At 29.8% G+C, this 876-nt stretch carries 1 protein-coding gene and 1 pseudogene; both read right to left on the minus strand.

Translation table 11 applies throughout. The features are described from left to right. Nucleotides 1-3: 3 nt before the first annotated feature. The gene (locus BHE89_RS23950) at nucleotides 4-144 is read right to left on the minus strand and encodes a hypothetical protein (protein ID WP_171742540.1); all 141 of its coding nucleotides are present in this window, start codon (nucleotides 142-144) and stop codon (nucleotides 4-6) included. Nucleotides 145-628: 484 nt separating this feature from the next. Next, a pseudogene (locus BHE89_RS23955) lies at nucleotides 629-876 on the minus strand (hypothetical protein); the annotation flags it as partial.

The raw sequence follows: 876 nt of genomic DNA on the forward strand, positions 1-876 counted from the left end.
GGTTTATTTTTTTAGTTTTACTGAAATAATTTCATCCCGTTCACCGTCCCAAGACTGTAAAAATAAAATATCATTGTTAAAAGGAAGTGCTCTTGGATTAAATAATTTTCTTAATTTATATTGATAAATTTTAGTGATATCCATTTCTCTATATCCTAATATTATTAATCTTAAAAATGATAAAATTCAAATAATTACTACTTTATTATAGTAGGTCCCTAATCGGCCAATATCCTTGATAGTAGATATAAACAATATTTTCCCAGTTGTCTCCAAGAGAAAAGTGTTTTTTCTGATAAGTATTGGCGAAATGCGTAACAAATCGCATTTTTAGCTGCAATATTGAAATCATGGGCATCATACTGAAATGAGGTACACGGGATATTTTTCACGCAATCCATCACACAACGCGTTATCTTTATACGTTGTTCTATTAATGCTTTAGGCAGGATTTGTTTAGCATAAAAAGGATCATTTTGTGTAGGTGAAGTCGGTAACCATTCAAAATCTAACGGAGAAAGCAGCAAACTTTTTTAAATCGGGAAACACAATCACATTATCAGCCTGTAAGTCCGCTTTCCCCATGTTAGAAAAAAAAGGTGTAATGCTGATTTTTTGTTGGACTTCGTTAAAAAAGTTCATGGCTGATAGGCTCAATTATTTCTACGTTAATTCTGTCTGATTTCAACATAACAAACTGATTCTCAGTATATGAATATTGATAAAATAGATCATCTTCAAAAACTAAATTAGTGACAATAAACTTATTATCAAGCAATTTACCATTTAATTGATAAGCAAAAGAATTTCCAATTTGAGTCAACGACATATCGTGATCATTTGATAATTTAATCTCAATATCATCAAAAAACTTAA

The organism is Shigella sp. FC1967 (assembly GCF_001743005.1).
GTDB lineage: Bacteria > Pseudomonadota > Gammaproteobacteria > Enterobacterales > Enterobacteriaceae > Proteus.

What these genes read in the sequence shown, in the direction of transcription:
- BHE89_RS23950 (WP_171742540.1), bottom strand. Translation starts at nt 144, where the DNA reads ATGGATATCACTAAAATTTATCAATATAAATTAAGAAAATTATTTAAT.